The sequence below is a fragment of the Isoptericola sp. NPDC056573 genome (assembly GCF_042793335.1).
GTDB lineage: Bacteria > Actinomycetota > Actinomycetes > Actinomycetales > Cellulomonadaceae > Isoptericola.
The window spans coordinates 22,162-43,602 of record NZ_JBHTUY010000006.1 but is presented as its reverse complement, the minus strand read 5'-3'; the positions used below and the strand labels follow the sequence as shown (position 1 = coordinate 43,602).

Genomic DNA, 21,441 nt, shown 5'->3' with positions numbered 1-21,441 from the left:
AACACGGTCGAAGGTCTGCTCCTCGCCGTCTGGGGTCTCGGACTCGCCTCTGCCCTGTGGACGACGACGGACCGTCGCCTCAGCCCGCTGCAACGCATCACGGTCGTCGTCGCGGCCGCCGTGCTGCCCGTCGTCGGATCGCTCGTCGCCGTCGTCGTCGCCGTGCCACGGGCCCGCCGCCTCGCCGCGAGGACGGGATGGACGACGCCGACCTCGTCTGCGAGGCGGGCAACGACGCAACCGCCGGGCTGATCGAGAAGGTCGGCGAGCCGCGAGCGCCGGGATACTGGGGCCCGTGATCTCGACCGTCCTCGTCGCCCACCCGTGGCTGTCCCCCGTCGCGCTGGTCGCCCTGGCGGCCGTGGGATGGCTCGCCGGGCCGTCGCTCGCGGACCGGCCGCGGGCGGCCGCCGTCCTGGCCGCGCTGTCGCTCGTCCCGGTCGCGCTGCTGACGCTGGTGCCCGTGGACCGGGAGCTGTTCGAGCGGTGCGCCGTGGGCTGGGCGCTGCCCACGCCGGGCCGGGTCGAGCTGCTGGCGAACGTCGTCCTGTTCGTGCCGCCGGTCTACCTGGCGGCCGTGGCGCTCCGCCGGCCGGTGCTCGCGCTGCTCGCGGGGTCGGCCACCTCCGCGGCGATCGAGGCGGTCCAGGCGCTGGTGCCCGCGATCGGCCGGTCCTGCGACACGAACGACTGGCTGTCGAACACGATCGGGGCCGCGGCGGGCGCTCTCCTCGCCGCGGCGGCGCTCCACCGGTGGCGGCGGCGGGCTCAGTCCCGACCGACCGGCACGAACCCGGACTCGTAGGCCCGCACGACCGCCTGCGTGCGGTCGCGCACCTGCAGCTTCGCGAGGACGTTGCCGACGTGCGTGCGCACCGTCTCGACGCCGAGGTACAGCTCGCCCGCGATCTCCGCGTTCGACAGTCCGGCGGCGACGAGCCGCAGCACCTCCGCCTCGCGCTCGGTGAGGCCGGCCGACCGGAGGGCGTCCCCGGCCGAGCCGCCCGGGCCGTGCGCGGCGACCAGGCGCCGGACGGCGTCCGGGAACAGGAGGGAGTCGCCGCGCGCCACCAGCCGCACCGCGTGCACCACGTCGTCGGGACGGGCCCGCTTCAGCAGGAACCCCTGCGCGCCCGCGTGCAGGGCGTCGAGCACGTGGTCGTCGTTCTCGAACGTGGTCAGCACCAGCACGCGCGGCGCGCGCTCGCCCGGTCGGCCCGCCCCCACCACCGCCCGCGTGGCCGCGATCCCGTCCACCCGCGGCATGCGCACGTCCATGAGCACCACGTCGGGCCGGGCCTGCGCCACCACCTGCGGCACCTCGGACCCGTCGCCCGCCTCCCCCACGACCTCCAGGTCCGGCTCCGTGTCGAGGATGACGCGCAGGCCCGCGCGCACCAGCGGCTCGTCGTCGACGAGGACGACGCGGACGACGGCGGTGTCGGTAGGCACGGTCACGCCGTCGATCCTGCCGCATCGCCGGCGGACACGGACCGGCGCCGGCGCGGGCGGCGTGGCGCACGGCTCAGCGGAACCCGAGGTAGTGCCGCTCCCAGAACGCGCCGAGGGTCGTGGTCACCAGCTCGTGCTCGACCCGTCCGACGTCGTCGGGCACCGTCCAGTGTCCACGGCGCGCGACCGCCCAGGTACTGCCGTCGGGCAGGACGAACGTCAGTCGACCTCGCCCCCAGCGTCCGCGGCGCACCGTGGCGCGGACGACCTCGGCGGCGGGAAGCTCGGCGTCCGGCGGCCAGCGGGCGCAGATGTCGTCCCGCTGGTCGTGGTCCTCCTCCTCGACACAGAGGACGCATCCGCGCAGACCGGCGAGGGCGACCGGGTGCCACGACCACGGGTGGCCGCAGGCCGCGCAGTCCCCACCGAAGAGCTCGTCCATGCCGGGATCATCCCGAGGCACGACGTTCCCGGTCGACGGGAAATCGCGCCCGCACCACCCAGGTGTCGTCGCGCGGCCCGGCCTCGAGCTCGCCGCGCAGCAGGCGGACGCGCTCGGCCATCCCGTGCAGCCCCCGGCCGCCGCCGGGCGACGGCGGGGCGGGAGACGTCGTGCCGCGCGACGGCGCGTCGGGCAGCGGGTTCGCCACCGCGACGTCGAGGGTGCGGTCGTCGACGGACACCCGCACCGTCACGGGCCGGCCCGGGGCGTGCCGGACGGCGTTGGTCAGCGCCTCCTGCACCACGCGGTACGCCTCGTGCGACGTCGCGCGCGGCAGAGAGCCGGCGGTACCGGCGTCCAGGTCGAGGCGGACGTCGGTCCCGGCGTGCCGGGCGTCGGCGACGAGCACGGGCAGGTCGTCCAGCGACCGGGCGGGCGCGCGGCGAGTTCCCGCGGCCGCCTCGCCGCCGCGCAGCAGCCCGAGCACGTGGTCGAGGTCCGCCATCGCGCTCCGGCCCGCCTCCTCGATGGCGGCGAGCGACCGCCGGGCGGCGTCCGGGTCCGTCTCGACCTGGCGCGCGGCGGCCGCCGCCTGGAGCGTGGTGACCGTCAGCGCGTGCCCCACGGAGTCGTGCAGCTCGCGGGCGAGGCGGCCGCGCTCGGCGAGCCGGTCCGCCCGCGCCTCGAGCTCCGCGATCCGCGCCGTCTGGTCCGGACCGAGCAGCGGCTCGGCCGACTGCCGCAGCAGGCGTCGCGCGAGCGCCGTGCCGTACGGCAGCGCGACCAGCGCCAGCACGCCGAGCGCCAGCCACCCGGCGGGGTTGGCGGCGAACGTCGGGCCCATCTGCACGAGGAACGCCCGGTCGACGCCGAACGCGGACAGCACCAGCTGCGTGGCGAGCGGCACCGCGACCAGCAGCCCCACCGTGACCAGGGCGCCGAGCACGAGGTGCAGCGCGAACCAGGCGGCCCCGCGCCAGCGGGTCGCGACGGTGGGCGCACCGACGGGATCTGGCAGGGTGCGGGCGTCGACGTCGAGGAACGTCCGCACAGCGGCGACCTCCAGCGCCCGCACGGGCGCGAGGAACGGCGGCGCCCCCACGATGACCGCCGTCAGCAGCGCCAGCACCCCGACGGCGACCCGCGGCGTCGCCGGGTCGGCGAACATCTGCACGAACCCGGCCGCGAGCGCGAAGTAGGCTCCCGCCAGCACGCCGCCGATGACGAGGTACACACCCGCCCGGACGGTCGACGCGCTGGTCAGCGGCGACAGCGCCCAGCGCAGCGTGCTCCGCCCGCTGCCCGCCGTCGTCCTCGCCGTCATGCCCGCCAGTCTGCCCACCGGCCCAGCCCTGCGCCTCCCCCGGCTGGGGGACCCACGACGACCGGCCAGGTCACGGCAGAGAGCGGCCTCGACGACGCCGAAGGCACGACGCACCTGCCACGCTCGCACGGCAGGCACCACGAGGCCGGCGTCCCGTGCTCGTGGCTCAGCGGGTCGGTCCGTCGTCATCGTCCATCAGGACGATGACCCGCGGACGGCTGGGGCGCAGGATCCGGACGATGGCGACGACGCCGCGCCAACCGAGCATCGTCACGGCGAGGAACCCGAACGACACGATCTGGAACGTGGGGAACACGCCGCGTTCGGCGAGGACGCGAAGGACGACGCCGAGCGCCCAGGTGCACCCCCACACCACGACGCCCGTCGGCCAGAGGCGCCACGGGGACCGCCAGGCGCGAGACGCGCACCATCCGACTGCCGCGGCGACGAGGAACGGCCATGTCGCGGACAGCGAGCCCACGGGATCTGCGAAGGGAGCAGGACCCGCGACGCCGACCACCGCGAGCCCCAGCACGCAGACGGCGTCGGCGAGCGCTGCGAGTGCGATCGTCCCGGTGAGCGCACCGCGCACCGCCCGGCCTCCAGCCGGTCGTGCTGAGCGACGGGCGTCACCGTCGGGCGCGGAGCGCATCCTTCGACGCTACCGCGCGACGTCGCTACGGCTTGCGGGCGCTCACGATCATGTGGGTGCCGAGGAACCGGCGGCGCCAGGTGACGTCGTCGAAGCCGAGCCGCCACAGGATCGAGGCGACCTGCTCGGGGGACATGAACCCGAGGGTGCTCTCCTCGAGGTAGGTGTACGACTTCTTGTCGCGGGCCACGAGCTGCCCCAGCAGCGGCACGACGACCTTGACGCCCAGCGTGACGGGCACGCGCAGCAGACCGCGCGGCGGGCAGGTCTCCAGCAGCACGAGACGGCCGCCGGGCCTCAGCACGCGCAGCTGCTCGGCGAGCACGCGCTCGGCGTCCTCGACGTTGCGCAGCAGGTAGCCGTGGGTGACCGCGTCGAACGACGCGTCGTCGTAGGGCAGGGCGTTGGCGTCCGCGAACTGCCAGGTCACGGCGTCGGCGCCGGGCTTGGCGCGCGCGCCCTCCAGCATCCCCTCGGAGAAGTCGACGCCGTGGATGGTGGCTCCCGGGTACTGGCGGACCGCCTCGAGGGCGATGACGCCGGTGCCGGTGGCGATGTCGAGCAGCGACCCGCCCGCGGGGACCTGCGCGCGGCGCGCGACGTCGCGGCACCAGGCGGCGTGCCGCCCCATCGTCATGAGGCGGTTCATCCGGTCGTAGTAGCCGGGGACCGTGTCGAAGAGGCGCTGCACCTCCTCGCCCTTCGACCGAGACGGGGGCGAGGGGTGGGTCACGCGGCGAGCTCCTGGCCGCTCATCTTGTGGATGGACGACATCACGTGGTCGGTCAGCTCACGACGCACCTGGGCCGGGCGGGCGCCGGCCGTGAGCTGGCGCGACGGGTCGATCGGGGCGCCGAAGTGCACCTGGATGCCGCGGGTCGGCCGCGGGAGCCGCTTGCCGACGGGCTGCACCTTGTCGGTGCCGCGCAGGGCCACCGGGACGACGGGCGCCGAGCCGGCGAGCGCCAGCCAGGCGACGCCGGTGTGCCCCTGGTGCAGCTTGCCGTCGCGGGAGCGGGTGCCCTCGGGGTAGATGCCGAAGGCGCCGCCGCGCTTGAGCACGACGAGCGCGTCGTCGAGCGACCGCTGGCCGGCGCGCGGGTCCTCGCGGTCCACGGGGATGTGGCCCATCGTGGTGAAGAACCAGCGGGAGACGCGGCCCTTGAGACCTCGGCCCGTCCAGTACTCCGCCTTGGCGATGAAGGTGACGTGCCGGGGCACGACGAGCGGGATGATGATCGAGTCGATGAACGACAGGTGGTTGCTCGCGAGGATCACCGGACCGCGCCGCGGGATGTTGTGCAGTCCCGTCACCTGGGGGCGCAGGAGCACGTACACCAGGAGCGACAGGACGAGGCGCAGGAACCGATAGGTCACCGCACCATTGTGCCCCCTGCTCCGCCCTGGCCCGCCGAGGCCGCCCTCGCGGGCGTGTGATCAGGGCGTTCGCGCCGTCTCCGCGGCGAGCAGCGACTCGGCGGCGCGGCGTGCCTCGCGGGCGACGCCGACGTCGTGGGTGATCGCGGCGGTGGTCTGCGCGCCCTCGGCGAGCAGCACGACCTGCAGCGCGACGGCGTCGGGCAGCCCGGCCTCGCGGACGAGGGCGAGGACGTGCTCCCGGAACGCCTCCTTGTGCCCCCGCACGGCCTCCGCGATGCGGGGCGAGGTGGCGCCGAGCTCGCCGAAGGAGTTGATGAACGCGCACCCGCGGAACCCGTCCTCCCGGAACCAGGCGTCGAGGAAGTCGAAGACGCTGAGGATCCGGTCGCGCGGCGTGGTGGCCGTCGCGGCCGCGCGCTCCACCCCCTGCGTCCACTGCCGGGTGCGCAGGGCGAGCACCGCGACCACCAGGTCCTCCTTGGACTGGAAGAGCCCGTAGATCCGCTTGAGGGACACCCCGGCCTCGGCGCGCACGGCGTCCATGCCCACGGCCTGGACGCCGCGCGCGTAGAACAGCCGGTCGGCGGCCACGACCACCGCGTCGCGCGCCGCCTTCTCGTCGAGCATCGTTCACCCTCTCGTCGCCGCCCTCCCCTTGCGGGGAGAACCATCGTTCTCTACTGTAGCGAACAACGGGAGAACGACCGTTCTCCCCCTCTTTCGAAGGGGCGCACCATGGGCTACATCACCGTCGGGCAGGAGAACAGCACGGCCGTCGAGCTCTACTACGAGGACCAGGGCTCCGGTCAGCCGGTCGTCCTCGTGCACGGGTACCCGCTCGACGGGCACAGCTGGGAGCTCCAGACCCGCGAGCTCCTCGCCGCCGGGTACCGCGTCATCACCTACGACCGCCGCGGCTTCGGCGCGTCGAGCAAGGTCGGCTCCGGGTACGACTACGACACGTTCGCGAAGGACCTCGACACCGTCCTGACCACGCTCGACCTGCGGGACGTCGTGCTCGTGGGCTTCTCCATGGGCACCGGCGAGCTCGCCCGGTACGTCCGCAACCACGGGCACGAGCGGGTCGCCAAGCTCGCGTTCCTCGCGTCGCTCGAGCCGTTCCTGGTGCAGCGCGACGACAACCCCGAGGGCGTGCCGCAGTCCGTGTTCGACGGCATCGTGGACGCCGCCCGCGGCGACCGCTACGCCTGGTTCACGCAGTTCTACAAGGACTTCTACAACCTCGACGAGAACCTCGGCACGCGGATCTCCGAGGAGGTCGTGCGCGCCAACTGGATCACCGCGGTGGGCTCGGCGCCCGTCGCCGCCTACGCCGTCGTCCCCACCTGGATCGAGGACTTCCGGCCCGACGTCGAGGCCGTGCGCGACGCGGGCAAGCCGACGCTGATCCTGCACGGCACGAAGGACAACATCCTGCCGATCGACGCCTCGGGCCGGCGCTTCCACGCCGCCGTGCCCGACGCCGAGTACGTCGAGGTCGAGGGCGCGCCGCACGGCCTGCTGTGGACGCACGCGGACGAGGTCAACGCCGCGCTGCTCGCGTTCGTCGGGCGCTGAGCCCGACCCACGCGGGCGGTCAGCTCGCGGTCAGCAGGTAGTCGTCGGCGTCGTCGTCCCACGCGAGGGCGACGGCGCCGGCGGCAGCAGCACCCTTCGCGAACTGCAGGAACCCGCGGTAGCCGAGCGCCTTCTCCGAGAAGTCGGGGCGGCGCTTGCGCACCTCGTTCTTCAGCCCGGACAGCGGCGCGCTGCCGCCCGCGTCGCGCACCACCTGGCGCAGCAGGTCGAACGCGCCCTCGGTGTCCTGCTGCTCCGGCAGCGCCACCTCCGGGTCACCGGTCGACGGGCCTGCGGACAGCACGACGAAGTCGCGGTCCGCCAGGAAGCGCAGGAACTCCCCGAAGGTGCGGAAGCCGTAGTCGGACTCGCTGAACGTGGGGTCCTTGCGCACCAGGGTGCGCTTGAGCATCGACGCCGTGACCGAGCCGCTCGTCGAGGCCAGCAGGTCGGCGAGCGTCTGCGCCACCCTGACCTCCATCGGCGCGTCCTCGCCCGCGGAGGCCGCGGCGTCCTCCTGCTCGACGTCGCCCTCGCGCTCGGCGGCCGGCTCCACGACCGGCTCGACGACGGGGGCCTCCGCCGTCGGCGCCTTCTTGCGGCGGCCGCGCGTCGTCGTGCCCGACGCCGCGGTCGCGGTCTCGGCGGGCGCCTCCGACGGGGTCTCGTCAGGGGTCTCGACCGGCGCCTCCGCGGGGGCCGGGGCCTTCGCGCGGCCGCCACGGCCGCCACCGGACCGCGCGGAACCCTTGCCGGCGCCCCGGCCGGAACGCTTCGGGGCGGGCGCCTCGGACTCGTCGGGCACGTCGACGCCCTCGAGCCGGTCGTAGAAGAGGAACTCGTCGCACGCCGGCGGCAGCAGGCGGGAGGTGGAGTTCTCCACCCCGACGCCGATGACCTTCTTGTCGAGCTCGCGCAGCTTGTGGACGAGGGGGGAGAAGTCGGAGTCGCCCGTGCACATGACGAACGTGGTGATGTACTCGCGCTCGAACGCCATCTCGATCGCGTCGACCACCATCTTGATGTCGGCGGCGTTCTTGCGGGACGCGCCCATCCGCTGCGTCATCTCGATGAGCTCGACCTGGTGGCGGGTCAGCATCCGCCGGTCCTCGTCGAAGTACGACCAGTCCGCGTACGCACGCCGCACCACCACGCGGCCGCGGACGGCGAGCGCGTCGGCGATGGGCTTGAAGTCGAACTGCATGCCGCCCAGGTGGTCGCGGGCGCCGAGCGCCAGGTTCTCGTAGTCGAGGAAGACGGCGAGGCGCTCTTCGGTGTCCATGCACGTCAGGCTACGGCGTCGCGTGCTCCGCCGCGGGACCAGGCCGGGTTACCACGGCCGCCACCACACCGTCCAGGATCCGGGCGTTCCGTCACCCTTTCTTCACCCCCTATCCTGTGTCGGGTCCCGCCGACGCGACGCCTTGGAGGCTCACCTTGTCAGCAGATCCCGGAGCCACCACGGCGACGGACGAGATCGTCCCCGACCCCGCGCTCCCCCCGACGGCGGTTCCCGCCGAGGACCTGAAGCCCCGCTGGACACCCGCGAAGATCGCGCTCTGGGCGGCGATCGCGCTGCTCGGTGGCGTCGCGTGGGTCATGATCGCGCTGGTGCGCGGCGAGACCATCAACGCCATCTGGTTCGTCTTCGCGTCGGTGTGCACGTACCTCATCGGGTACCGCTTCTACTCGAAGGTCATCGAGCGGTACATCACCCGCCCCGACGACCGCCGCGCCACCCCCGCCGAGACACGCGAGGACGGCAAGGACTTCGTCCCCACCGACCGCCGCGTGCTGTTCGGCCACCACTTCGCCGCCATCGCCGGCGCCGGCCCACTGGTGGGCCCGGTGCTCGCCGCGCAGATGGGGTACCTGCCGGGCACCATCTGGATCATCGTCGGCGTGGTGCTCGCGGGCGCCGTGCAGGACTACACGGTGCTGTTCTTCTCCATGCGCCGCGGCGGCCGCACCATCGGCCAGATGGCGCGCGAGGAGCTGGGCCGCATCGGCGGCGTGGCCGCGATCGTCGCGTCCCTGCTGATCATGATCATCATCGTGGCGATCCTCGCCCTCGTGGTCGTCAACGCCCTCGGCGAGAGCCCGTGGGGCGTGTTCAGCGTCTCCATGACGATCCCGATCGCCCTCTTCATGGGCGTCTACCTGCGGTACCTGCGCCCGGGCAAGATCACCGAGGTCTCCCTCATCGGCTTCGTCCTGCTGCTCGCCGCGATCGTCGGCGGCGGCATGGTGGCCGACACCGCGTGGGGCGCCGAGTTCTTCCACCTCGACCGCACCACCATCGCCGTCGGCGTCATCGTCTACGGCTTCGTGGCCGCCGTCCTGCCCGTGTGGCTGCTGCTCGCCCCGCGCGACTACCTGTCCACCTTCATGAAGGTGGGCGTCATCGTGGTGCTCGCCGGCGCCGTCGTCATCGTGCGGCCCGAGATCAACGTGCCCGCGATCAGCGAGTTCGCGAGCGGCGAGACCGGCCCGGTGGTGTCCGGCAACCTCTGGCCGTTCCTCTTCGTGACGATCGCGTGCGGCGCCCTGTCCGGGTTCCACGCGCTCATCTCGTCGGGCACGACGCCGAAGCTCGTGGAGAAGGAGCGCCAGACGCGCTTCATCGGCTACGGCGGCATGCTCATGGAGTCGTTCGTCGCGATCATGGCGCTGGTCGCCGCGATCTCGATCGACCGCGGCGTGTACTTCGCGATGAACTCCTCGGCGGCCGCCACCGGCGGCACCATCGAGGGCGCGGTCGCGTTCGTGAACTCGCTCGGCCTCGCCGGCGTCAACCTCACGCCCGACATGCTCAGCACCCTGGCGACCCAGGTGGGCGAGCCGTCGATCGTGTCCCGCACCGGCGGCGCCCCGACGCTCGCGCTCGGGCTGGCGCACATCATGCACCAGCTGGTGGGCGGCACCGCGATGATGGGCTTCTGGTACCACTTCGCGATCATGTTCGAGGCGCTGTTCATCCTCACCGCGGTCGACGCCGGTACCCGCGTGGCCCGCTTCATGCTGCAGGACACCATCGGCAACGTGGCACCGCGGTTCAAGGACATGAGCTGGCGACCCGGGGTGTGGGTCTGCACCGCGATCATGGTCGCGGGCTGGGGCACGATCCTGTATCTGGGCGTCACCGACCCCCTCGGCGGCATCAACACGTTCTTCCCGCTGTTCGGCATCGCGAACCAGCTGCTGGCCGCGATCGCGCTCGCCGTCGTGCTCGCCATCGTCGCGAAGCGGGGCCGCGCGTACTGGCGGTGGCTGTGGATCGTGGCCCTGCCGCTGGCCTTCACCGCGCTGATCACCATCTGGGCGTCGTTCGAGAAGATCTTCTCGGACGTGCCCGCGGTGGGGTACTGGGCGCAGCACCGGGCGTTCAAGGACGCGCTCGCCGCCGGCGAGACGTCGTTCGGCACCGCGCCCGACGTCGCGGCCATGGAGGCCGTGGTCCGCAACACCTTCGTGCAGGGCACCCTGTCGATCGTGTTCGTGGTGCTGTCGATCGTCGTGATCCTCGCGTCGCTGGTCGTGACGATCAAGGCGTTCCGCACCGGCGGCGGCGAGAACCACGAGGACGCGCCCGTCGCGTCGCGCCGGTTCGCCCCGGCCGGCCTGTTCGCCTCGTCGACCGAGAAGCGGATCGAGAAGGAGTGGGCCGACGCCGGCCTGCGGGAGTCCAGCGGTGCCGGGCACCACTGAGCCCCGCACCGGCAGGGTGCACGACGTCGCCCGGGCGCTGGCCCGGGCGACGTCGGCGGGGTGGGCGAGCCTCCGCTGGTACGTGCGCCAGGTGATGGGCGACGACGCCTACGCGACGTACGTCGCGCACGAGCGGTCGGCCCACCCCGGCCGCGCGCCGATGGGCGAGCGCGAGTTCTGGCGGGAGCACTACGCGGAGCAGGACCGCAACCCCGGCTCGCGCTGCTGCTGAGCGGCGCGCGCGACGGTGCCGGCCGGGTCAGGATGGGCGCGTGCGCGCGATCGTGTTCGAGTCCCACGGCGGCCCCGAGGTGCTGCATCTCGCCGACGCCCCCGACCCTCAGGCCGGGCCCGGCCAGGTGCGCGTGCGCGTCGAGGCCGCGGCCGTCAACGGCTGGGACGTGAAGTCCCGCGCCGGCACGACCGGCGGCCCGCCGCCGACGTCGCCCGTCGTGCCGGGCCTGGAGGTGGCGGGGGTCGTCGACCAGGTCGGGGACGGCGTGGCCGGCGTCGCGCCCGGCGACCGCGTCGTGGGCTTCGCCGTCGGCGGCGGGTACGCCGAGCTCGCCCGGACGTCGGTCTTCGCCCGCGTGCCCGCCGGGCTCGCCGCGACCGACGCCGTCACGCTCCCCGTCGCCGCCGAGACCGCGACCCGCGTGCTGCGCCTCCTCGACGTCCGGCCCGGCGAGACGCTGCTCGTGCACGGCGCCTCGGGGTCGGTGGGCGAGCTGGCCGTCCAGCTCGCCGTGCGCCGCGGCGCCCGCGTGATCGGTACGGCGTCGCCGCGGAACCAGGAGCGCGTCGCCGCCCTCGGCGCGACACCCACCACCTACGGCGCAGGGCTCGTGGAGCGGGTCCGCGCCCTCGCCCCCGACGGCGTGGACGCCGTCCTCGACACCACCGGCGCGGGCGTGCTGCCCGACTCGATCACCCTGCGCGGCGGCACCGAGCGCATCGTCACCATCGCCGACGACGCCGCGGCAGACCTCGGCGTCGAGGCCAGCTGGCGGTCCGAGCGCGACGCCGGCGAGCTCGCCGAGGCCGTCGACGCCCTCGCCCGCGGCGACCTCGTGACCACCGTCGGCGCGGTGCTCCCGCTGGCCGACGCGCCCCGTGCGCACGCCCTGGTCGAGAGCGGCCAAGCCGGCGGCAAGGTCGTGCTGGTGCCCCTGGTGCCCTGAGCAGGGCGTTCCCGGTCGCCCGGCATCCGCGATCGTCTCAGCAGGCGGTCTCATCCTCGCCCGTATCGCGGATGCTGCGTACGATCGCGTGACAAGCCATCCAGAGCGGCCGAGAGTCCTGGCTCGACGACGCCGCAGCAACCCGTTCTCCGACGGAAGCCTCCCGAGGACGAAGGTGCTCACGCCAGGATCGATGGAGTGACGCATGGTCGCAGAGGCATCCTTTTCGCCCACCACGGCAGCTCAGCCGGCAGTTCACCCGGCGCTGCCGGCACGCCCGACGGTCTCGTTCGAGCTCATGCCGCCGCGCCGGCCGGACGCCGCGCCCAAGTTCTGGGAGACGGCGCGCCGGCTCGTCGCCGCACGACCGGACTTCATGTCCGTGACGTACGGCGCGGGCGGCGGTGACCGGGCGACCGCCCGCCAGGTCGTCGCGACCCTGCTCGAGGGCACGCCCGTCCTGCCGGTGGCGCACCTGACCTGCGTGGGCGCGCACCGCGAGGACGTGTCCGCCGTCATCGACGACTTCCTCGACGCCGGCACCCGCGCGTTCCTCGCCCTGCGCGGCGACCCGCCGAAGGACCAGCCGGACTGGGAGCCGCCCGCCGACGGCGTCGCGTCCTCGATCGAGCTCGTGCACCTGCTGCGCGAGGTCGAGGCGCGGCGCTGCGCGACCGACCCCGGGGCCGCCCTGCGCGGCGCCGCCCGCCCGATGACGATCGCCGTCGCGACGTTCGTCGACGGCAACGTGCAGGCCGGCACCACCCGGGCCCAGGAGGTCCGGCGCCTCAAGGAGAAGCAGGACGCGGGGGCGAGCTTCGCCATCACGCAGCTGTTCTACGAGGCCGACTCCTACACCGACTTCGTCGCCGAGGCCCGCGCGGCCGGGGTGACGATCCCGATCCTCGCGGGGCAGCTGCCCACGACCGAGCCGCGCCGGCTCCGTCGCGTCGAGGAGCTCACCGGCGTCCGCGCGCCCCGGCACCTGCTGGACGCGCTCGACGCCGCGGGGGACCCGGAGGCGCAGCACGCCTACGGGACCGCGCGCGCCGTCGAGCTCGCCCAGCGCGTGCTCGACGCGGGCGCCCCCGGCATCCACGTGTACACGTTCAACAAGTACCGTCCCGCTCTGGACCTGCTCGAGGGTGTCCACCTCGGCGGACCGGCGCCGGCCGACGTCACGTCGGACGGCGCGGACCTGGCCAGAAGGCCGTGGGTACCGAGCATCCCGACCCAGGCTCCCGCCGTCTGAGCGGAGCCCGAACTCTGGAGTGCTCATGTCCACCACCAGCACCACCCCCGCCGCGGCATTTCCCGGCGGCACGATCCTCGGCTACCCCCGCATCGGGCGTCGCCGCGAGCTCAAGAAGGCCGTCGAGTCGTTCTGGGCCGGGCGCACCGACGCCGTCGACCTGGAGGTCACGGCCGGCGCGCTGCGCCGCGAGACCGCCCGCCGCCTCGTCGAGCTCGGGCTGAACCCCGACGACGGCTCCGTGCCGGGGTCGTTCTCCTACTTCGACCAGGTGCTCGACGTCGTCGCGCTGCTCGGCGCCGTCCCCGAGCGGTTCCGCGACCTGCTCGACGACGAGGACGGCTCGCTCGAGCTCGACGGCTACTTCACCGTGGCCCGCGGCCGCGGCGAGGACGCCCCGCTCGAGATGACCAAGTGGTTCGACACCAACTACCACTACCTGGTCCCCGAGATCAGCGAGACGACGCCGGTCTCGTTCGCCGACCACCGCATCGTGCGCGAGTACGCCGAGGCCAAGGAGGCCGGCGTCACCACGCGCCCCGTGCTCGTGGGCCCGGTGACGTTCCTCGCCCTGTCCAAGGCGGCCGACGAGGCGGGCGACGGGTTCCACCCGCTCGACCGGCTCGACGACGTCGTCGCCGCGTACGCCGACCTGCTGCGCGCCCTGGCAGCGGTCGGCGTGCCGTGGGTGCAGCTCGACGAGCCCGCGCTCGTCACCGACTCGCTCGACGTGCCCGCCGAGCGCCTGCACGCGGCGATCGCGTCCGCCTACCGCGCGCTGGCGACCGACCTCGCGACGGCCACCGACGACGCCGACGGCGAGCGGCCCGCGATCCTGGTGACGGCGCCGTTCGGCGGCCTGCACGAGGACGCCCTCGCGCTCCTCGCCGCGACCGACGTCGACGCGATCGCGATCGACCTGGTCAAGGGCGCCGTGCCCGCCGGGCCGGTGCCGGGCCTCGAGGGCAAGACGCTCGTCGCCGGGGTGATCGACGGCCACAACGTGTGGCGGGCCGACCTGGCCGCCAAGCTCGGCACCGTCGAGGCGCTCCGCGGCCTCGGCGCCGGCGCCCTCGCCGTCGGCACGTCGACGTCGCTGCTGCACGTGCCGCACGACGTCGAGGACGAGGTGTACGACCAGCACGCGGCGGGCACCACCCTCGACCCGCGCCTGCGCGACTGGCTGGCGTTCGCCGACCAGAAGGTGGGCGAGGTCGCGACCCTGGCCCGCGCCCTCACGGACGGTCGCGCGGCCGTCGAGGACGCGCTCGCCGCGTCGACCGCGGCCGTGGCCTCGCGCGCGACGGCGGCCGGCGTCGTCGTGCCCGAGGTGCGCGACCGCGCCGCGGCGCTCACCGACGCCGACTTCGCCCGCGGCCCGTACGCGGAGCGCGCGGCCGCCCAGGCCGCGCGGCTGAACCTGCCGCCGCTGCCCACGACGACGATCGGCTCGTTCCCGCAGACCCCCGAGATCCGCAAGGCCCGCGCCGCGTGGACCAAGGGCGAGCTCGCCGACGCCGACTACTCCGCCGCGATGCGGGAGGAGATCGGGCGCGTCGTGACGCTGCAGGAGGAGCTGGGCCTCGACGTGCTGGTGCACGGCGAGCCCGAGCGCAACGACATGGTGCAGTACTTCGCCGAGCAGCTCGACGGGTTCGCGGTGACGGCGAACGGCTGGGTGCAGTCGTACGGCTCGCGCTGCGTGCGCCCGCCGATCCTGTGGGGGGACGTGCAGCGCCCGGCGCCGATCACCGTCGAGTGGTCCGCGTACACGGCGTCGCTCACCGACAAGCCGGTCAAGGGCATGCTCACCGGCCCGGTGACGATCCTCGCGTGGTCGTTCGTGCGCGACGACCAGCCGCTCGGCGACACCGCGAACCAGGTGGGCCTGGCCCTGCGCGACGAGATCGCGGACCTGGAGGCCGCGGGCATCGGCATCGTGCAGGTGGACGAGCCCGCGCTGCGCGAGCTGCTCCCGCTGCGCCGCGCCGACCAGCCCGCCTACCTCGACTGGTCGGTCGGGTCGTTCCGGCTCGCGACGTCGGGCGTCCAGGCGGCGACGCAGGTCCACACGCACCTGTGCTACTCGGAGTTCGGCGAGGTCATCGGCGCGATCGACGGCCTCGACGCCGACGTCACGTCGGTGGAGGCGGCCCGCTCGCGGATGGAGATCGTGCCCGAGCTCGCCGACGCCGGGTACTCGCGCGGCATCGGGCCGGGCGTCTACGACATCCACTCCCCGCGCGTGCCGTCGCCTGCGGAGGTCACCGAGCTGCTGACGCTCGCCGTCAAGGCGATCGACCCGGCGCTGGTGTGGGTCAACCCCGACTGCGGGCTGAAGACCCGCCGGTACGCGGAGGTCGAGCCGGCGCTCGCCCACCTCGTCGCCGCCGCCCGCGAGGTCCGCGCGACCCTCTGACCCCTGCCGACCAGGCGGTTGCGCACGTTCTGAGCGTTCAGACGTGCGCAACCGCATGGTCGGCGGGTCTTGGCGCCGGGGGTGACGGAATAGACGTCGACCCGGGCGACGGTCCCGTGCCACCATGGAGGGGCCGGTCGTGCCCTCGGGGCGCGAGCGGACCACGACTTTTCACACGAGCGAGGAGACAGCGATGCCGGGCGTCGCAGGGAGCGGGGTGGGCCACCAGGCCTGCTCGGGCAGTCCCGCCTGCCCCGGCACCGCCTCCGTCTGAGCCCCCGCAGGGGCCGGCAGATGAGGCGGTGCGGGGCTTCGTCCTGCCCACCCCTCGCTCACCTGAAAGCCGATCCCTCATGACCCCGCTCACCGAGCAGCAGCTCCGCGCCTCCCTCGTCAACGCCACCCGCAGCGAGCGGCAGCGCATGATCGTCCCCGACCTCGCCGACGTCGACTGGGACCGCCTCGACTACCTGGGCTGGCGCGACCGCAAGCAGCCCCTGTCCGCGTACGTCGTTATGACGCTCGACGACGCGCCCGACGCCGAGCCCGTCGGCGTCCTCCTGCGCGCGGCCGAGCGCACCGGCCCGCGCCGCGCCGCCATGTGCGCGTGGTGCGAGGACGTCGTCGAGACGCGCGACGTGCAGCTCTTCGTCGCCAAGCGCGGCGGCGCCGCCGGCCGCAAGGGCGACACCATCGGCACGCTCGTCTGCGGCGACTTCCGCTGCTCCCGCAACGCGCGTCGTCGTCCCACCCTCGCCGAGGCGGGGCGCGACGACCCCGGCGTCCGCGAGGCGATCGTCGAGCGGCGCGTCGCCGCCCTGCGCGAGCACACCCGCAAGTTCCTCACCGAGGTGCGCAGCACCGCCTGACCTTCCCCGGGCTCCTGTCACTGCCGAACAGGCGGTTGACACCGTTATCGGGGGCCGTCGCCCGCGATAACGGTGTCAACCGCCTGTTCGGCGGACTGCTCGGTGCGGGCAGTCCTACCGGTAGAAGCCCTCGCGGAGATTGATGCCGTGCTCGACCCACGCCTTGAGCGCGGCGAGCATGCCGGTCCAGCCCTCGCAGTTGCCGAACGCGTTCTTCGCGCCGTCCGGCGTGAGGGCCCACGAGGACTCGGTGATGGTGACGAGGGTGCGGGTGTCGTCGTCGAGCGGCTCGAGCTCGAACGTGGTCGTGGTCTCGGCGGAGCCGTCGGCGGTGTCGGTGCCCTCCCACCGGACGACGATGCGGCGGGGCGGGGCGGCCTCGACGACGGTGACGGGGAAACGGCCGGGGAAGTCCGCGAAGTCCCAGGACACGTCGACCCCGGGCTCCAGGCGCCCTCGGGCGCCGCCGGTCGTGAAGTACTGGGACAGCTGTGCGGGGTCCGCGATGGCCTCGTAGACGTCACGACAGGGTCGCGAGACGCGGCCCGAGACCGTGAAGGTGAGCTCGGAGAGTGCCTGCTTCTCGTTCATGTTGTATTTTTATCACATGAACTCCTCGCCGCCCAGGGATGACGACGACCCGGCCGACGACGACGCCGTGTTCAAGGCCCTCGCGGCGCCGGTGCGCCGGCGCATGCTGGACGCGCTCAAGGAGTCCACGCGCACCACCGGCGAGCTGTGCGCGCTGTTCCCCCAGCTCGACCGCACCACCGTGCTGCAGCACCTGCGGGTCCTCGAGCGGGCCGAGCTCGTCACCGGCCGCAAGGTCGGGCGCGAGCGCCACCTCGCGCTCGCGCCCCTGCCCATCAAGCGCCTCCACGACCGGTGGATCGGCGAGTACGCCCGCGCCGCCGTCGACCTGCTCGGGCGGCTGGACGACGACTCCTGAACGCCGGCCCGCGCGTCAGGTCGCGGCAGGCAGCACCAGCGTCGCGGAGCTGACGACGCCCACGACCGCCGCCGCGACCGCACCGGCCGCCTCCCGCGCCGTGCTCCCCCGCCACCACGTCGCCGCCAGCTCCCGCATCCGGGCGTCCGCCTCGCGACGGCGGTCGCGCGGCACGGGCGGCCGGAGCCAGCCGGAGCCCTCGGCGAGGGTGAGGAGCGCAGCGGTGCGGTCGCCGGGCACCGCGCCGTCGAGCAGGACGCCGTGCACGCGGCGGCGCAGGGCGGCGACCGCCGGCCCGTCGACCGTGCGCCACCGGGTGCTGCGGAGCACGCCCCAGACGGCACGGTCCTCGCGCCGGAGCAGGCCCTGCGCGACGAGCCCGTCCAGCAGCGGCCGCTCGACGCGGCGGGCCAGCACGTCGACGAGCTCCGTCGCGCGCCGGGGTGCCGAGGCGGCGAGGTCGAGGACGTCGTCGAGCTCCCGGCGCCCCGTCGGCGCGCGGTCGAGGACCACGACCGGCCCGTCGTCGCCGGGCACCGGGCGCAGGGCGGCCCGGCCCGCGATCACCAGCTCGACGAGCAGCGCACCGGCCAGCCGGTAGGGCGCGTCGTCGAACAGCGACGGACCGGTGCGCAGGTCGTCGTGGGCCAGGAGCAGCAGCTCTTCGGCGATGAGCACGTGGTCGGTCCTCCCGTGAAGCGCCTGGTCGTGGCCTCGCTGCCTACCAGTGCGCCGACTCTGCCACACCCGACCGCGCCTGCGGGACCCCCCACGGGTTACCGTCCTGCAACGGCGCGGGGAGCGCGGCCTGCGGGGCGTCCTGGAAGGCGATCCCGCGCAGGAACCGGCCGATCGCGGCGGTGCCCACGGACGTCGCGTCGCTAGTCGTGGCCGGCCACGGGCCGCCGTGCTGCATCGCCGGCGTGACGGCCACGCCGGTGGGCCAGCCGTCGACGAGCACCCGGCCCGCGTGCCGGCCCAGGGTGGCCAGCAACCCGGCCACCTCGGCGTCCTCGTCCGGCCCGCGGTGCACGGTCGCGGTGAGCTCGCCGGGGAAGAGCTCCGCGACGACGGCCCCCAGGTCGGTCCCCTCCGGGTAGGTGACGAGCACGGCGAACGGCCCGAACACCTCCTCCAGCAGGGTCCCCCGGTGCTCGCGGAGCGAGGCCAGGTCCGTCTCGACGAACGTCGGCGTCGCGCTCACGACGCCGTCCTCCCCGGTCCGCGCGGACCCCTCGGCCAGGACGACGATGCCAGGGGCGCCCAGGACGGCTGACCGACCGGCGACGTACCCCGCGCCGACGCGGGGGTTGAGCAGCGCGTGCTCGGGCACCGCGGCCGCCGCCTCGGCGACGACCGGCCCGAGGTCGTGCCCCTCGGGGACGAGCAGGAAGCCGGGCTTGGTGCAGAGCTGACCGGCCGAGCCGCTCACGGACCCGACCCAGCCGCGGGCGATCTCCTCGCCGCGGTCGGCGAGGGCGGCGGGACGCACGAGCACCGGGTTGAGCGAGCCGAGCTCGCCGTAGAACGGGATCGGGTCGGGGCGGGCCGCCGCGGCGTCGGCGAGCAGCCGGCCCACGCGCGTGGAGCCGGTGAACGCGGCCGCCCGGACCGCGGGATGCTCCAGCAGGTCACGACCGGCCTCGTCGCCCTCCACCAGCGCGAACGTGCCGTCCGGCAGACCGGCGCCGGCGAGGGCCTCGGCCATGAGGTCGGCGACGCGGCGGGACAGCCCGACGTGCCCGGGGTGCGCCTTGACGATCACGGGGCAGCCGGCGGCGAGCGCGGCCGCGGTGTCGCCGCCCGGCACGGAGAACGCGAACGGGAAGTTGCTCGCCGCGAAGACGAGCACGGGCCCGAGCGGCCACAGCGTGCGGCGCAGGTCGGGGCGGGGGCCGAGCACGAACTCCGGGTCGGCGGCGTCGAGCCGGACGTCGAGATAGGCGCCGGACTCGACCACGCGGGCGAACAGCCGCAGCTGCACGCGGGTGCGCTTCAGCTCGCCGCGCAGCCGCGCCGCGGCCAGCCGGGTCTCGGCCGCGGCGAGCGCGACCAGCTCGTCCTCGTGCGCGCCGAGGACGTCGGCGACGGCGCGCAGCGCGTCGGCCCGCGCCGACGGCGGGAGGTCGGCGAGGAGGGGTGCGGCCGCGGCGGCGGCGCGGGCCGCCTCGTCCGCCTGCGCGGGAGCGGTCGTCGTCGGGGCACCTGTCGGGGTCGTCATCGTCTGCACCTCAGAACTGGAAGCCAGTAGGGAACGGGTCGCTCGGGTCGAGCAGGTAGGTGCCCAGGCCGGTGACCCAGGCGCGGCCGGTGATGGTGGGCACCACGGCGGGGATCCCGGCGACCTCGGTCTCCCCCACCAACCGGCCCACGAAGCGCGAGCCGATGAAGGACTCGTTGACGAAGTCCGTGTCGAGGGCGAGCTCGCCCCGCGCCCACAGCTCCGCCATCCGGGCGGACGTGCCGGTGCCGCAGGGCGACCGGTCGAACCACCCGGGGTGGATCGCCATCGCGTGCCGGGAGTGCTCCGCGGTGGAGCCCGGCGCGATGAACTCGACGTGGTGGCAGTGGTCCACGCCCGCGATCGTGGGGTGCGACGGCGGGGCCGTCGTGTTGATCGCGTCCATGATCGCGAGCCCGGCGGCGAGGATGTCCTGCTGCCGGGCGCGGTCGAACGGGAGCTTCACGTCATCGAGGTCCACCATCGCGTAGAAGTTGCCGCCGAACGCCAACGAGTAGGGGACGGTGCCGAGCCCGGGCACGTCGACCTCGTCGTCGAGCCGCACGACGAAGCTGGGCACGTTCTCGATCGTCACCGACTCGGCGTGCCCGTCGCGCACCTCCACCCGGGCGACGACCACCCCGGCCGGCGTGTCCAGCCGGATGGTGGTCGTCGGCTCGGTGACGGTCACCATGCCCGTCTCCACCAGCACGGTGGCGACGCCGATCGTGCCGTGCCCGCACATCGGCAGGCAGCCGGAGACCTCGATGTACACGACGCCCCAGTCGCAGTCGTCGCGCGTCGAGGGCTGCAGGATGGCGCCGCTCATCGCGGCGTGCCCCCGCGGCTCGTTGACGAGCAGCTTCCGCACGTCGTCGAGGTGCTCGATGAAGTGCAGCCGCTTGTCGTTCATCGTCGCGCCGGGGATGACCCCCAGCCCGGACGTGACGACGCGGGTGGGCATCCCCTCGGTGTGCGAGTCGACGGCGGTGAAGGTGCGGGACGATCGCATGGTCGGCCTCTCTGGGTGACGGGCCCGGTGCCGGGCTCAGGGCGATGTACAGGCTCAGCGCTGGGCGATGTACGCGAGGGCCTTCTCGGTGTCGGCGCGCACGGCGGTCTCCTGCTCCGGGGACAGCGGTCCGCGCGGCGGGCGGGTCTCGATGCCGAACGGGCGCCCCGCGATCTGCGTGGACAGCTTGATGGCCTGCACGAACTCGGTGCGCGAGTCCCAGCGGAACATGGCGACGACGTTCTCGTACAGGTCCCGCGCATCGGTGATCTTCCCGGCCCGCACCAGCTCGTACAGCTCGACGGCGACCTCGGGGATCGCGTTCGGGTAGCCGGCGAACCAGCCCGTCGCGCCCATGACGAGCGACTCGAACAGCAGGTCGTCGGCGCCGGCGATGACATCGATGTCGGCCACCTCGCGCAGCTCGGAGATCCGGCGCACGTCGCCCGAGAACTCCTTGATGGCCACCACGTTCTCGAGCTGCGCCAGCTCGGCCACGAGACCGGGCGTGAGGTCGACCTTGGTGTCGAACGGGTTGTTGTAGACCATGATCGGCAGGCCCACCTCGTTCACGCGGCTGTAGTGCTCGACGATCTCGCGCCGGTTGGCGCGGTAGATCGTGGGCGGCAGCAGCAGGACGGCGTCGGCGCCGTCCTCCTGGGCGAGCTCGGCCCAGTGCTGGGCCTGGTGCCAGCCCACGCCGTGCACGCCCGCGATGACGATGCCGCGGCCCGCGACGGCCTCGACGGCGGTCTGGACGACCTTACGGCGCTCCTCGTCCGTGAGGGACGAGTACTCCCCGAGCGAGCCGTTCGGCCCGACGCCGCGGCAGCCGGCGTTCATGAGGTGGTCGACGTGCGCGGCGTAGCCCGCGTAGTCGACGGCGAGCCCGGCGGGCGCCGCGTCGTCGGGGGTGAACGGCAGCGTCGTCGCGACGACGACGCCGCCCAGGTCGATCTTCTGGGAGCTCATGCGGTGTCCTCTCGGTTCACGCGCCTCCGG

General features: G+C 74.1%; 22 protein-coding genes and 1 riboswitch. Of the genes, 9 read left to right on the top strand and 13 right to left on the bottom strand.

Annotated elements, in window-relative coordinates:
• The first annotated feature begins 295 nt into the window (after positions 1 to 295).
• Positions 296 to 805 (top strand): VanZ family protein, encoded by a 510-nt coding sequence (locus ACFQ8E_RS12170; RefSeq protein ID WP_430550817.1) that lies wholly within the window; start codon positions 296 to 298, stop codon positions 803 to 805.
• Here the strand turns inward: ACFQ8E_RS12170 and ACFQ8E_RS12165 are convergent.
• The 7 genes from ACFQ8E_RS12165 to ACFQ8E_RS12135 all read right to left on the bottom strand — a co-directional run bounded on the left by ACFQ8E_RS12165 (position 769) and on the right by ACFQ8E_RS12135 (position 5,877).
• Positions 769 to 1,458, bottom strand: coding sequence for a response regulator (locus tag ACFQ8E_RS12165; RefSeq protein WP_430550816.1), 690 nt, complete (start codon positions 1,456 to 1,458; stop codon positions 769 to 771). The two genes, ACFQ8E_RS12170 and ACFQ8E_RS12165, sit on opposite strands and share 37 nt — an antisense overlap.
• Positions 1,459 to 1,525: 67 nt before the next feature.
• Positions 1,526 to 1,894, bottom strand: a complete 369-nt coding sequence (locus ACFQ8E_RS12160; protein ID WP_430550815.1) for a hypothetical protein — start codon at positions 1,892 to 1,894, stop codon at positions 1,526 to 1,528.
• Positions 1,895 to 1,901: 7 nt separating this feature from the next.
• The gene (locus ACFQ8E_RS12155) at positions 1,902 to 3,218 is read right to left on the bottom strand and encodes a sensor histidine kinase (RefSeq protein WP_430550814.1); all 1,317 of its coding nucleotides are present in this window, start codon (positions 3,216 to 3,218) and stop codon (positions 1,902 to 1,904) included.
• 166 nt (positions 3,219 to 3,384) lie between these two features.
• On the bottom strand, positions 3,385 to 3,870 hold the full coding sequence (locus ACFQ8E_RS12150; RefSeq protein ID WP_430550813.1) for a DUF3054 domain-containing protein: 486 nt from the start codon (positions 3,868 to 3,870) through the stop codon (positions 3,385 to 3,387).
• 25 nt (positions 3,871 to 3,895) lie between these two features.
• Positions 3,896 to 4,603 (bottom strand): ubiquinone/menaquinone biosynthesis methyltransferase, encoded by a 708-nt coding sequence (locus tag ACFQ8E_RS12145; RefSeq protein WP_430550812.1) that lies wholly within the window; start codon positions 4,601 to 4,603, stop codon positions 3,896 to 3,898.
• Positions 4,600 to 5,247, bottom strand: a complete 648-nt coding sequence (locus ACFQ8E_RS12140; RefSeq protein ID WP_429762715.1) for a lysophospholipid acyltransferase family protein — start codon at positions 5,245 to 5,247, stop codon at positions 4,600 to 4,602. The genes ACFQ8E_RS12145 and ACFQ8E_RS12140 overlap by 4 nt, the downstream gene beginning before the upstream one ends.
• A gap of 60 nt (positions 5,248 to 5,307) precedes the next feature.
• Positions 5,308 to 5,877 carry a TetR/AcrR family transcriptional regulator gene (locus ACFQ8E_RS12135; protein ID WP_430550811.1) on the bottom strand — a complete coding sequence of 190 codons (570 nt, stop codon included), beginning with the start codon at positions 5,875 to 5,877 and terminating at the stop codon, positions 5,308 to 5,310.
• A gap of 108 nt (positions 5,878 to 5,985) precedes the next feature.
• Here ACFQ8E_RS12135 and ACFQ8E_RS12130 point away from each other — a divergent pair, with 108 nt between their 5' ends.
• Positions 5,986 to 6,828, top strand: coding sequence for an alpha/beta fold hydrolase (locus ACFQ8E_RS12130; protein ID WP_430550810.1), 843 nt, complete (start codon positions 5,986 to 5,988; stop codon positions 6,826 to 6,828).
• Between the two features lie 19 nt (positions 6,829 to 6,847).
• On the opposite strand, the gene ACFQ8E_RS12125 is transcribed toward ACFQ8E_RS12130, so the two are convergent.
• On the bottom strand, positions 6,848 to 8,110 hold the full coding sequence (locus ACFQ8E_RS12125) for an NYN domain-containing protein (protein ID WP_430550809.1): 1,263 nt from the start codon (positions 8,108 to 8,110) through the stop codon (positions 6,848 to 6,850).
• A 155-nt stretch (positions 8,111 to 8,265) separates the two neighbouring features.
• On the opposite strand from ACFQ8E_RS12125, the gene ACFQ8E_RS12120 reads away from it, so the two are divergent.
• From ACFQ8E_RS12120 to ACFQ8E_RS12095, 6 genes are all read left to right on the top strand, one after another.
• Positions 8,266 to 10,536, top strand: a complete 2,271-nt coding sequence (locus ACFQ8E_RS12120) for a carbon starvation CstA family protein (protein WP_430550808.1) — start codon at positions 8,266 to 8,268, stop codon at positions 10,534 to 10,536.
• Positions 10,520 to 10,768, top strand: a complete 249-nt coding sequence (locus tag ACFQ8E_RS12115; RefSeq protein WP_430550807.1) for a YbdD/YjiX family protein — start codon at positions 10,520 to 10,522, stop codon at positions 10,766 to 10,768. The genes ACFQ8E_RS12120 and ACFQ8E_RS12115 overlap by 17 nt, the downstream gene beginning before the upstream one ends.
• A 40-nt stretch (positions 10,769 to 10,808) precedes the next feature.
• Positions 10,809 to 11,717 carry an NADP-dependent oxidoreductase gene (locus ACFQ8E_RS12110; protein WP_430550806.1) on the top strand — a complete coding sequence of 303 codons (909 nt, stop codon included), beginning with the start codon at positions 10,809 to 10,811 and terminating at the stop codon, positions 11,715 to 11,717.
• A gap of 93 nt (positions 11,718 to 11,810) precedes the next feature.
• Positions 11,811 to 11,917, top strand: a riboswitch (SAM riboswitch).
• A 5-nt stretch (positions 11,918 to 11,922) separates the two neighbouring features.
• Positions 11,923 to 12,969, top strand: a complete 1,047-nt coding sequence (locus ACFQ8E_RS12105) for a methylenetetrahydrofolate reductase (RefSeq protein WP_430550805.1) — start codon at positions 11,923 to 11,925, stop codon at positions 12,967 to 12,969.
• Positions 12,970 to 12,994: 25 nt separating this feature from the next.
• The gene (metE, locus tag ACFQ8E_RS12100; protein WP_430550804.1) at positions 12,995 to 15,388 is read left to right on the top strand and encodes a 5-methyltetrahydropteroyltriglutamate--homocysteine S-methyltransferase; all 2,394 of its coding nucleotides are present in this window, start codon (positions 12,995 to 12,997) and stop codon (positions 15,386 to 15,388) included.
• 353 nt (positions 15,389 to 15,741) lie between these two features.
• A complete protein-coding gene (locus ACFQ8E_RS12095; protein WP_430550803.1) occupies positions 15,742 to 16,257 on the top strand; it encodes an FBP domain-containing protein in 516 nt (171 codons plus the stop codon).
• A gap of 114 nt (positions 16,258 to 16,371) precedes the next feature.
• Here the strand turns inward: ACFQ8E_RS12095 and ACFQ8E_RS12090 are convergent, their stop codons facing one another.
• Entirely contained in the window at positions 16,372 to 16,848 is a 477-nt protein-coding gene (locus ACFQ8E_RS12090) for an SRPBCC domain-containing protein (RefSeq protein ID WP_430550802.1), read from the bottom strand.
• A 16-nt stretch (positions 16,849 to 16,864) separates the two neighbouring features.
• Here ACFQ8E_RS12090 and ACFQ8E_RS12085 point away from each other — a divergent pair, with 16 nt between their 5' ends.
• Positions 16,865 to 17,206: an ArsR/SmtB family transcription factor gene (locus tag ACFQ8E_RS12085; RefSeq protein ID WP_430550801.1), complete on the top strand. Its 342-nt coding sequence runs from the start codon at positions 16,865 to 16,867 to the stop codon at positions 17,204 to 17,206.
• A 15-nt stretch (positions 17,207 to 17,221) separates the two neighbouring features.
• On the opposite strand, the gene ACFQ8E_RS12080 is transcribed toward ACFQ8E_RS12085, so the two are convergent.
• From ACFQ8E_RS12080 to ACFQ8E_RS12065, 4 genes are read right to left on the bottom strand one after another with little or no spacing between them, the layout of a single operon-like run.
• Positions 17,222 to 17,884 (bottom strand): GPP34 family phosphoprotein, encoded by a 663-nt coding sequence (locus ACFQ8E_RS12080; RefSeq protein ID WP_430550800.1) that lies wholly within the window; start codon positions 17,882 to 17,884, stop codon positions 17,222 to 17,224.
• A gap of 43 nt (positions 17,885 to 17,927) precedes the next feature.
• Entirely contained in the window at positions 17,928 to 19,427 is a 1,500-nt protein-coding gene (locus ACFQ8E_RS12075) for an aldehyde dehydrogenase family protein (RefSeq protein WP_430550799.1), read from the bottom strand.
• Between the two features lie 10 nt (positions 19,428 to 19,437).
• Positions 19,438 to 20,439: a proline racemase family protein gene (locus tag ACFQ8E_RS12070; RefSeq protein WP_430550798.1), complete on the bottom strand. Its 1,002-nt coding sequence runs from the start codon at positions 20,437 to 20,439 to the stop codon at positions 19,438 to 19,440.
• Positions 20,440 to 20,493: 54 nt separating this feature from the next.
• The gene (locus ACFQ8E_RS12065) at positions 20,494 to 21,411 is read right to left on the bottom strand and encodes a dihydrodipicolinate synthase family protein (protein ID WP_430550797.1); all 918 of its coding nucleotides are present in this window, start codon (positions 21,409 to 21,411) and stop codon (positions 20,494 to 20,496) included.
• Positions 21,412 to 21,441 lie beyond the last annotated feature (30 nt).

What these genes read in the sequence shown, in the direction of transcription:
- ACFQ8E_RS12075 (WP_430550799.1), bottom strand. Translation starts at nt 19,427, where the DNA reads ATGACGACCCCGACAGGTGCCCCGACGACGACCGCTCCCGCGCAGGCG.
- ACFQ8E_RS12095 (WP_430550803.1), top strand. Translation starts at nt 15,742, where the DNA reads ATGACCCCGCTCACCGAGCAGCAGCTCCGCGCCTCCCTCGTCAACGCC.
- ACFQ8E_RS12105 (WP_430550805.1), top strand. Translation starts at nt 11,923, where the DNA reads ATGGTCGCAGAGGCATCCTTTTCGCCCACCACGGCAGCTCAGCCGGCA.
- ACFQ8E_RS12065 (WP_430550797.1), bottom strand. Translation starts at nt 21,411, where the DNA reads ATGAGCTCCCAGAAGATCGACCTGGGCGGCGTCGTCGTCGCGACGACG.
- ACFQ8E_RS12090 (WP_430550802.1), bottom strand. Translation starts at nt 16,848, where the DNA reads ATGAACGAGAAGCAGGCACTCTCCGAGCTCACCTTCACGGTCTCGGGC.
- metE (WP_430550804.1), top strand. Translation starts at nt 12,995, where the DNA reads ATGTCCACCACCAGCACCACCCCCGCCGCGGCATTTCCCGGCGGCACG.
- ACFQ8E_RS12130 (WP_430550810.1), top strand. Translation starts at nt 5,986, where the DNA reads ATGGGCTACATCACCGTCGGGCAGGAGAACAGCACGGCCGTCGAGCTC.
- ACFQ8E_RS12160 (WP_430550815.1), bottom strand. Translation starts at nt 1,894, where the DNA reads ATGGACGAGCTCTTCGGTGGGGACTGCGCGGCCTGCGGCCACCCGTGG.
- ACFQ8E_RS12125 (WP_430550809.1), bottom strand. Translation starts at nt 8,110, where the DNA reads ATGGACACCGAAGAGCGCCTCGCCGTCTTCCTCGACTACGAGAACCTG.
- ACFQ8E_RS12070 (WP_430550798.1), bottom strand. Translation starts at nt 20,439, where the DNA reads ATGCGATCGTCCCGCACCTTCACCGCCGTCGACTCGCACACCGAGGGG.
- ACFQ8E_RS12085 (WP_430550801.1), top strand. Translation starts at nt 16,865, where the DNA reads ATGAACTCCTCGCCGCCCAGGGATGACGACGACCCGGCCGACGACGAC.
- ACFQ8E_RS12135 (WP_430550811.1), bottom strand. Translation starts at nt 5,877, where the DNA reads ATGCTCGACGAGAAGGCGGCGCGCGACGCGGTGGTCGTGGCCGCCGAC.
- ACFQ8E_RS12155 (WP_430550814.1), bottom strand. Translation starts at nt 3,218, where the DNA reads ATGACGGCGAGGACGACGGCGGGCAGCGGGCGGAGCACGCTGCGCTGG.
- ACFQ8E_RS12150 (WP_430550813.1), bottom strand. Translation starts at nt 3,870, where the DNA reads ATGCGCTCCGCGCCCGACGGTGACGCCCGTCGCTCAGCACGACCGGCT.